The 9,097-nt window shown below is 57.1% G+C and carries 8 protein-coding genes; 5 read left to right on the top strand and 3 right to left on the bottom strand.

Features of this window, described 5'->3' with window-relative positions; translation table 11 throughout:
• Together ACQ4WZ_RS26925 and ACQ4WZ_RS26920 are read right to left on the bottom strand one after the other, a co-directional pair.
• The coding region (locus ACQ4WZ_RS26925) for a hypothetical protein (RefSeq protein WP_436574903.1) at nucleotides 1-453 on the bottom strand (453 nt) is incomplete at its 3' end.
• Nucleotides 454-479: 26 nt separating this feature from the next.
• Nucleotides 480-1,736 carry a DUF4214 domain-containing protein gene (locus ACQ4WZ_RS26920; protein ID WP_436574902.1) on the bottom strand — a complete coding sequence of 419 codons (1,257 nt, stop codon included), beginning with the start codon at nucleotides 1,734-1,736 and terminating at the stop codon, nucleotides 480-482.
• A gap of 799 nt (nucleotides 1,737-2,535) precedes the next feature.
• On the opposite strand from ACQ4WZ_RS26920, the gene ACQ4WZ_RS26915 reads away from it, so the two are divergent.
• From ACQ4WZ_RS26915 to ACQ4WZ_RS26900, 4 genes are all read left to right on the top strand, one after another.
• A complete protein-coding gene (locus ACQ4WZ_RS26915) occupies nucleotides 2,536-2,727 on the top strand; it encodes a histidine kinase dimerization/phospho-acceptor domain-containing protein (RefSeq protein ID WP_243857847.1) in 192 nt (63 codons plus the stop codon).
• A 327-nt stretch (nucleotides 2,728-3,054) separates the two neighbouring features.
• Nucleotides 3,055-3,744 carry a phosphatase PAP2 family protein gene (locus ACQ4WZ_RS26910; RefSeq protein WP_436574901.1) on the top strand — a complete coding sequence of 230 codons (690 nt, stop codon included), beginning with the start codon at nucleotides 3,055-3,057 and terminating at the stop codon, nucleotides 3,742-3,744.
• Nucleotides 3,745-3,806: 62 nt separating this feature from the next.
• Entirely contained in the window at nucleotides 3,807-5,285 is a 1,479-nt protein-coding gene (locus tag ACQ4WZ_RS26905) for a DUF2868 domain-containing protein (protein ID WP_436574900.1), read from the top strand.
• Complete coding sequence (locus tag ACQ4WZ_RS26900) at nucleotides 5,282-6,766, top strand: DUF3482 domain-containing protein (protein WP_436574899.1); 1,485 nt, start codon at nucleotides 5,282-5,284, stop codon at nucleotides 6,764-6,766. The genes ACQ4WZ_RS26905 and ACQ4WZ_RS26900 overlap by 4 nt, the downstream gene beginning before the upstream one ends.
• Before the next feature lie 4 nt (nucleotides 6,767-6,770).
• On the opposite strand, the gene ACQ4WZ_RS26895 is transcribed toward ACQ4WZ_RS26900, so the two are convergent.
• Nucleotides 6,771-7,670, bottom strand: coding sequence for a LysR family transcriptional regulator (locus tag ACQ4WZ_RS26895; protein ID WP_436574898.1), 900 nt, complete (start codon nucleotides 7,668-7,670; stop codon nucleotides 6,771-6,773).
• A 103-nt stretch (nucleotides 7,671-7,773) separates the two neighbouring features.
• On the opposite strand from ACQ4WZ_RS26895, the gene ACQ4WZ_RS26890 reads away from it, so the two are divergent.
• Nucleotides 7,774-8,853: a tartrate dehydrogenase gene (locus ACQ4WZ_RS26890; protein WP_436574897.1), complete on the top strand. Its 1,080-nt coding sequence runs from the start codon at nucleotides 7,774-7,776 to the stop codon at nucleotides 8,851-8,853.
• The last annotated feature ends 244 nt before the right edge of the window (nucleotides 8,854-9,097 follow it).

Genomic DNA, 9,097 nt, shown 5'->3' with positions numbered 1-9,097 from the left:
CCGAACAGGACCGTGAAACAACTTTGCGCCGATGATAGTGCTGCAACCAGTGTGAAAGTAGGTTATCGTCAGGCTTGTTATTCGCAGTAGAAGAAAACCCCACCGGAATCCGGTGGGATTTTTTTTCGTCTGCTGCTTTTGTTTTGCATTCTTCAATTCTTCCAACAATGTGCCTATCCGGAGCCGAAGGGGCCTGCGCTCGATTCGGCCGTGAATGGCTATGCCGATTATCTGCTCAAGCCATTTTCGCTGCTGGAATTGGAAATCCGCCTGAAAGCCTTGCTGCGCCGCACGCGGGTAAATGACGGCCGCCGCCGTGCTAGCCGTGGATGAGCTGCATTTCGAAGGATCGGCTACATCATCCTGAAGTGCCTGATGAGCGAGGCACCCAAGTTGGCGCCGCGCGAGATGCTCGGATCGAGGCCAGAAAGCCAGGCGCCAGAATAAGAGCATTTTTACGAGTCACGGATTAGTCCCGATTAATAGTAGAGTGGGTCGAAGCCTTGGCCAATCAGGATCGGCTCTACATCGCCCTGCAGCTTATTGATAACATCAACAGTCACGTTCAAAAGCTTGCTGTTCCTAAAATCGTTTTCGCTGAAGAGGGACAGCCACTTGCGGGCGTTCAGCGCAGACTGGTTATTGCTGTACAGGTCCACCTCTCGCTGGGTATCCAGATTTCCGGTGAAGACGCGGGATGCCGCGACTTTTTCCACAATGGCTTTCGAATCGCTACCCTGTGCCGCGTTGACGACCGAGAAAGCGAGATCCGCAAGGGTCAAGGCCCCGGTTTCCAGGTGATGTGACCAGAATTCCAACCCCCCCTTTTCCGCGTCACGGTTGAACAGATGCTGGTACAGCGAATTGACGACTTCCATCGAGGTAGAGTTGCCGTACATACTACGGTATTCGGCACTGTTGCCAAAGTTGTTAATCATCGCAGTAGCATCGCCACCAGTGCGGTTGGTGGCATCCACCCAATATTGCAGACCAGCAGTATCAGCTGGACGGCCAAAATACGCGAGATAGCCCTTAATGATTGCGTCGGAGGCAGGATCATTAAGCTGTGAGTAAAGCGGCAATTTCGCCTCCTGCTGGATCGCAGCATCAACGACACCATCTGCGTATGCCCAGGAACCGAAAGCCGACTTCATGTGCTCGGGTGTATCAATTCCGTACTGCAGGACCAGTTCCAGCATGTTCTGCAGTATTTCCTTCGAGGTCACGACCTTGTTCGTGGCAAAAAGGTCCGAGCCGAGCGCGACCGAACTAAGGGCGCCGTTGTAACACACTTTGAGTGCGTCAAAGTTGGTGCTTATCGCGACATCTTTGACCACCACGCCGGTATTGCTGATGGTGTCGGTATGTTGCGTGAACGGATTGTCCTTCTCGCCCCGCACGTAAGTGATCGAACCATGTTTTTTTAAATTCGTGTCCATGTGCGCTCGATATGGAACCATGTTGCCGTCGAATTTGTACGGTTCAATATTGCTATAGTTAATGGTCAGCGAGATAAACGGCAGGCTACCAGACGACAAAGTGTGCCCATCTTCGGGATTGTTTTTTAATACTTTAACAGCGATTTCCAGACTCGACCTATCGAGAGAAGCCAGCGAGGTCGAGCCAGGATTAGCGATTTCATCACGCAACATCATGACGATTGGATGTTGGGCGAGAGGACCAGATTTCCAACCGTCAAAACCGTATTGTTCAATGTAGTCAGCCAAAGTTTTCATTACATCTCCTATTGTGTTGTTTGCTTTGTTAATACTGCTACCGCAGCATAATTAAGATTGCCGAGTTAGCTAGATTACTTATTTAATAAGTACCATGCGGAATTAGAACACATTTATTGGCAAGTGACAGCAGTTTGAATGAAGCAGCCTGGATTGCCGTATGCGACGGTCTAGCGGCTGGCAGCGCCTGGTGTTGCAGGGTTCATACAACGCAGAGAGCTATCGGCTGAGTAGCAGTGAGGAATATCGTTGCCCCCGAAGTCCGATTGCTGCCCGTTCCCGACGACATTCATGCCCTGTGCTTGGCAGAAGCTGGCACGATTCCCTGGATTCGCGGCTAACGCCTGACCAGATTTGTCCGTACGGTTGTAGAGCGTGCGCGAAGACGAAGTACAGCTTCCGCTGCTTGTATTGATGCTGCCATTATTGCAGCTGGCGTACACGCTCCCGTTATTGTCGTTGGACGCGTTAACCCATCGACCCGCGCCGTGCGACATCGCTGTATTGTAGCCATTGCAGGATGTGGAGCTAGATCAATAGACAGTAGTTGCCGAGCAACCTGCAGGCGGTGACATACAGTTTTCCGACTGGAAGGCCCAGCTCCCGTTATTGCAAGAATAGACGGCATTTCCGGAGCCAGGGCTAATGCTGATATTTGCGGTTTGAGCATGCTGTGTGTATGGCACGCTGGCCCTCGCTTTTATCGTTTTATAGGTTTGCGCTTCGCTGCTTGGCGCCTTCATCGCCAACCGCCAATTGCTTGATCACGCCGATCATGTCGCTTACATAAGGCGGCCAGGTGGCCTTGCCACAGCAGGACAGCGCCGATGAATTGGGAATGCTGGTGCGCACTTTTGCTGTACGTAAGGCGGAGTTGAGCGAAGTTGGTGATCGCGAATGCTTTTTTAGGGGCGATGTCAGTCATGAACTGCGCACGCCGCTGAGCGTGATCAAGGGCGCGGCGGAAATCCTGATGACGCAAGGCGCGTAAGCACCGCTGGTACGCTCCGCTTCCGGGCGCATCTATTTGGCTGCGCGCGGAACCGGGATTCATTGCCCGCCGCCTGGCGGCAGCGTGCTGCGGATCGATTTCATCTAAGCCTGCTTTTTGCATTTACTTAACGAAAAATCAATGCCCTGTCGACGCGTAATTCATGCGGGCACTTGTAAGGTGAGGCCGGAAGCTCGTCTTGCTCCGTCCGCGTGGTTAATGGTGGGGAACATCATGTTCTCTTCATATTGACACTGTACGATGACTTCCATGGCTGCAGTCCTGTGTGGTCAGTACCTTTCATCTCACCAAATAATATGTGCACCCATGCTGGCCAAGCTTAAACTCGTCAAAACTCCCAAAGGCATCGATAGCGTCCTGATGCTGTCGGCCATGCTGATCCTCTGGATCGGCAATTACAGCAACCTCGATCTCATGATCGCCGACAGTATGTTCGACGGGAAGCGTGGGCACTTTGCCGGCGGTGACAGTGCGCTGGCCGGCAGTTTCCAGTTTGGCATGATCTTGCTTGGCGCCGCCGTGATAGGCCTGGCCATCTGGGACACCTTGCGTCCGCTGGCATGGCTTGCATCACGCCGCAGCGTCTTGCGCTCCGTGGCCCTGTCGGTCGTCTTGGTGCCGCCAAGCATCTATTTGCTCTCTTCCTTCAGCGATATGCCCTGTCCTACGGATTTGCTGCGCTATGGTGGACTGGAGCCGTACGCGCGCATGCTGGAAACGTTGCCAGCCAGCGCATCTGGCATGGTTTGCCTGCCCGCGATCCAGGCAAACACTGCCTGGTGGCTGCTGGCTTTGCCATTGTTCTGGCTGCCTGGACGGCCCCGCACTGCGCTTCTGCTCGCCGGTGTCATGCTGCTGTGCGGTTTGGCGTCAGGCTGGCAGCAACAGTTGCAAGGTGCACAATTTTTCACGCACACCTTGTGGTCTGCCTGGATCGCTGCTTTCCTGATACATCTGCTACATAACTTGTTCCGGACCGAGGACGCGTTGGCCTGAAATACAAAAGTACGTCACAATCTGCCTGTCGAGTTGTCGTTTCATACAAAAACAGGAGCACCATGAACGAGCAGATTGCGAGAGAAGTGGTATTGGTACGGGCCATTGAAACGGCCGACCAGAAAAAAGAAGTCCTCAGCGAGGACGACCGCATGTATGCCAGCCGCAGCGCGCGTGAGCTTGCGCAATGGCAAGCTTCGGGCAAGCAGGCCGAAGTGACGGGTGACGACTTCCTGCAGCAGCGGTCCGAGCTGATCATCAAGCGTATCACCGAGCGCACCCCCGCCTTCTCTTCCTTCGCGAAACGCCGCAACGGCATGAAGACCCTGGCACTGACCCTGCCATTGCTGGCCCTGCTGCTGGGGGCCGGGCTCGACCGCATCACCGATCCGCACCGCGTCGACTTGCTGTCGGCGCCCTTGCTGCTGATAATCGCCTGGAATGTGCTGGTCTACCTGGGCTTGCTGATCTGGCTATGCATCCCCTCGCACTCCCTGGGCTGGCCGAAAGCTGGACTGGTGCGCCACCTGAGCGTGGGCCGCCTGGCCCTGCCGCGCAAACTCCCGCACGCCTTGTCCTCGGGCTTGCTCAGCTTCATGGGGGAATGGGCGCACCTGAGCGCCAAGCTGACGGCCGCGCGCCTGGGCCGTACCATCCATTTGAGCGCCGCCATGTTTGCCATCGGCGCCGTGGCTTCGCTGTATGCACGCGGTTTCCTGTCGCAATACGCGGCCGGCTGGGAAAGCACCTTTTTGAGTGCCAGCCAGGTGCACAGCCTGCTTTCGACGCTGTTTGCACCAGCCATTGCCCTATTTCATTTGCAAGGTTTCTCGCTGGCGGAAATCGAAGCCTTGCGCTTCCCGCAAACGACGACCGTGGAAGGGGGCGCGCGCTGGGTGCATTTGTATGCGGCAACGATTTTCTTGCTGGTCGTGGTTCCCCGCCTGATCCTGGCTTTGGCCAACAACTGGCGCGCCGCACGGCTGGCGAAACATTTCCCGTTAGACCTGGATCAACCGTATTTCCGCAAGCTCAATGAAAGTATAGGCGTGGCCACGGGTGGCATGTTGCGCGTCTTGCCGTACAGCTTTACTGTCGATGAGGCGCGTCACAAGGGCTTGGGCCAGCTGTCCATCATGCTGTTTGGCGAGCAGGGGCGCATGATGCTGCGTCCATCGACGTCGTATGGCGAAGAGCCGCAGGACGTCTTGCGCGGCGCCGACCTGAATGATCCGCAAGTCAACGTCACGGCCGTGCTGTTCAATCTGACGGCGACGCCGGAAAAAGAAAATCACGGCGCCTTCCTCGATTACTTGGTGCGATCATCAACACGGGGCATCGCCGTCCTGATCGACGAGTCCAGCTACCTGGAGCGCGCTGGCGAGCAGGTGGATAATGCCGCCCGCTTGGCGGAAAGAGTCGCCTTGTGGCAACAGTTCTGCCTCTTCCATCAAACCCCGGCCACCCTGGTCAATTTGCTCAATCCTGCCTTGCACCCGCTCGATGCCGGTGTTGGCTTGAAAGTATCGGCAGCAGCATGAATGTGAATAAAGATGTCCAGGATGATGCGGTGCAGATTCAGTTTGCACTGATTTCGCATACGAATAATGGCAAGACCACCCTGGCGCGTACCTTGGTGGGCGTAGATATCGGCGAAGTGCGCGACGCTGCCCACGTGACCGTTTTTGCGGAATCGCATACCTTGCTGGCGACGCCGCAAGGCGATGCCCTGCAATTGTGGGACACGCCCGGCTTTGGCGACTCGGTGCGCCTGCTCAAGCGTCTGGGGCAGTCGGGCAATCCCATCGGCTGGTTCCTGCGTGAAGTGCTGGATCGTTATCGCGACCGTCCTTTCTGGCTCAGTCAGCAAGCGCTGCGCACGGCCAAGGACGCGGCCGACGTGGTGCTGTATCTGGTCAACTCGTCGGAGCATCCCAGTGATGCGGGTTACTTGCCGGCGGAAATGAAAATCCTCGAATGGCTGGGCAAACCCGTGGTGGTCTTGCTCAATCAGATGGGGCCACCACGTCCAGGCAACGAGGAACACAGCGAGCAGGCGCGCTGGCGTGAGCATTTACAGCAATATCCGATTGTGCGCGACGTCCTGGCGCTCGATGCCTTTGCTCGCTGCTGGGTACATGAACGCGTGTTTTACGAAGCCGTTGGCAAGTTGTTACCTCAGTCGCAGCAAGCCGGCTATGCGCGTTTGTTTGGTACCTGGCAAGCGCAGAATACGGCACGTTTCCGGGAGGCCATGCATTTGCTGGCCACGCAGCTGGCTGCGGCAGCCCAGGATCGCGAAGCCATCGAGCCCGTCTCCAAGGGCTTGCTGAAATCGGCCTTGCAAGTAGTCGGCATAGGCAAGAATTCCGAGCAGCAACGCCAGGAGAAGGCGATGGCCAGCCTGGTGGCGCGGCTCAATACGCACAGCGGTGAAACGACGCGCGAACTGTTGATCTTGCACAAACTTGACCCCACAGATGCGCATAAGATCAATACACGGGTGCGCGATAATTTTGCCGTGCGCGCGCCGATTGACAAGGCGCAAGCGGGGCTATTGGGCGCCATGATTTCCGGTGCGGCGACTGGCTTGTCGGCCGACCTGATTTCCGGTGGCCTGACCCTGGGCACGGGCGCCTTGCTTGGTGGCGTGGTCGGTGCCCTGACGTTTGCGGGCGCAGCCTGGGGATTTAATTCCGGCACGGACCGCAATGAACCTACCATGCAATTTACGGATGCCTTCCTGCGTACCTTGGTGGTGGCAGGCGTGCTGCGTTATCTGGCGGTGGCGCACTTTGGCCGTGGCCGCGGCAACTTCGTGGAAGGCGAGGCGCCAGCATTTTGGCAAGATGAGGTCGAGCAAGCGGTCGCGCGCCATGACGCTGCTTTGCTTGAGTTGTGGAAAGATGTGCGCCGAGAAAAAGCACCTGAGCAAGCCTCAGAGCGTGTCGAACCCGTGATTGCCGCCATCGCCTCCGATACCCTGGCGCGTCTGTATCCGGATGTGGCGCGCCTGGTGTAGTTCATCACGCGGGGGCCTGCAGCCACTGCTGCAGGAATTGCACGCAGGCCCTGACCTTGGCTGAGCTCGACAGCCGCGAGGTGGTCACCGCCCACACATCGGCAGCCTGTTGATACGCGGGCAAAATCTGCACCAGCTTGCCTTGCGCCAGGCTGCTTTCCACATCCCATGCCGAGCGCAAAATGATGCCGTGGCCGTCCAGCGCCCATTGATGGACGATCTCGCCATTGTTGGCCGACAGCGCCCCGTCGACCTTCACCGTTTCCAGTCCGTGCGGCCCTTGCAGTTTCCAGCGTCGCCCATCCTGGTCGCGCTCGCGGATGACGATGCAGTCATGCTCGCGCAATTGCTCCAGGGTGTCCGGCGTGCCGCGTTGCTCCAGGTAAGCGGGCGCGGCACACAGCACGCGCTGGTTGCGGGCAATATGGTGGGCGATCAAGTCTGGTTCGTGCACCACGCCAACGCGAATGTCGAGGTCGAAACCTTCTCCCAGCAGGTCGACGGGGCGGTCGAGTAATTCCAGCTGTACTTTCAGGTCTGGATACTGCCGTGCCAGCTGGGAGAGGGCTGGACCGAGGCGGTTGCGCCCGAAACCGGAACTGCAGCAAATGCGCAGCATGCCCTGCGGCTGCAATGTCGACTGCGCCACCGCTTCAGCCATCTGTTCGATATCTTCCAGGATGCGCTGTGCCCATTGCCGCACGATCTCGCCGTGATCGGTGACGCTGACCCGGCGCGTGGTCCGGTGCAGCAAACGGACTTGCAGCGCCGCTTCCAGCATGCCGATGCGCTTGCTGACGACCGCTTTCGAAATGCCCAGTTCCAGCGCCGTGGCGGCGAAGCTGGTTTTATGGGCGACCTGGCAAAACAGGCGCAAATCTTCAAGCAGCGGCGTATTTTTCATTGATTGAGCACGAAATGTGGATACTGGGGTTATGAATCCACCGATTGTATTCTGATGCGGCGCCAGTATCATTAACGCTTACATCTATCAACAGGAGAAGCGCATGCCCGCACACAGAATCGCAGTCATCGCCGGCGACGGCATAGGCAATGAAGTCATGCCGGAAGGACTGCGTGTTGTCGAGGCCGCCGCGCGCCGCTTCAATATCGACTTGCAGTTTACGACGATGGCATGGGCGAATTGCGATTATTACCTTGAGCATGGCCAGATGATGCCCTCGGACTGGTTTGCCCAACTCAAGGATTTCGACGCCATCTATTTTGGCGCCGTGGGCTGGCCGGACAAAGTACCCGACCATATTTCCTTATGGGGTTCCTTGTTGAAATTCCGGCGCGAATTCGATGAATACGTCAATTTGCGCCCCGTGCGGCTGATGCCGGGCGTGCCGTGCCCGCTGGCAAATAAAAAGCCGGGCGATATCGATTTCTATGTCGTGCGTGAAAATACAGAGGGAGAATATTCGTCCGTGGGTGGGCGCATGTTCGAGGGGACGGAGCGTGAAACAGTGCTGCAGGAATCCGTGTTTACGCGCAAGGGCGTCGACCGCATCCTGCAATATGCGTTTGAGCTGGCGCAAAGCCGGCCAAAAAAACACCTGACATCGGCGACCAAGTCGAATGGCATCGCAATCAGCATGCCATTCTGGGATGAGCGGGTGGAAGCGATGGCGCCGGAGTTTCCCGATGTGCGCTGGGACAAATACCACATCGACATCCTGGCGGCCCGTTTCGTGCTCAGCCCTGAGCGCTTCGACGTGGTGGTCGCGTCGAATCTGTTTGGCGACATCTTGTCCGACCTGGGCCCCGCCTGCACGGGGACGATTGCCATCGCGCCATCGGCCAATATCAATCCGGAGCGCACTTTCCCCTCCGTGTTTGAGCCGGTGCACGGTTCCGCACCCGATATCTATGGCCAGAATATCGCCAACCCGATCGGCATGATCTGGTCGGGCGCCATGATGCTCGATTTCCTCGGCAATGGCGACGCCCAATACACGGCAGCGCATGACGCGATTGTGCGCGCTATCGAGCAGGTGCTCGAGCATGGTCCACGTACGCCGGACATGGGTGGCAGTGCCAGTACGACCGAGGTGGGGATGGCGGTGGCAGCATTGTTGAAATAATGCTTGCCGCCCGTGGGCGGCTTTGCTATAGTTCGACTCCCCGATGAGACGCACTAGTTTGCGGCACAAAAGGGACAGCCTTCAGGGGCTGGGCAGTAAAAGAAGGAGTTGACGATTGTGCTGAAATGCTTCATACTCTTCCTTCTTCGCAGCTGACAAACACAACGCTTTGTCGATAGCGCGAAAGCAGTACCGATCACAGTTCTTTAACAATTAACAGTCGATAAGTGTGGGCATTTGATGT

The organism is Janthinobacterium darwini (assembly GCF_051380905.1).
Lineage (GTDB): Bacteria > Pseudomonadota > Gammaproteobacteria > Burkholderiales > Burkholderiaceae_D > Janthinobacterium.
Note: the sequence above shows the minus strand (reverse complement) of the source record. Positions and strands in the feature narration are given on the sequence as shown.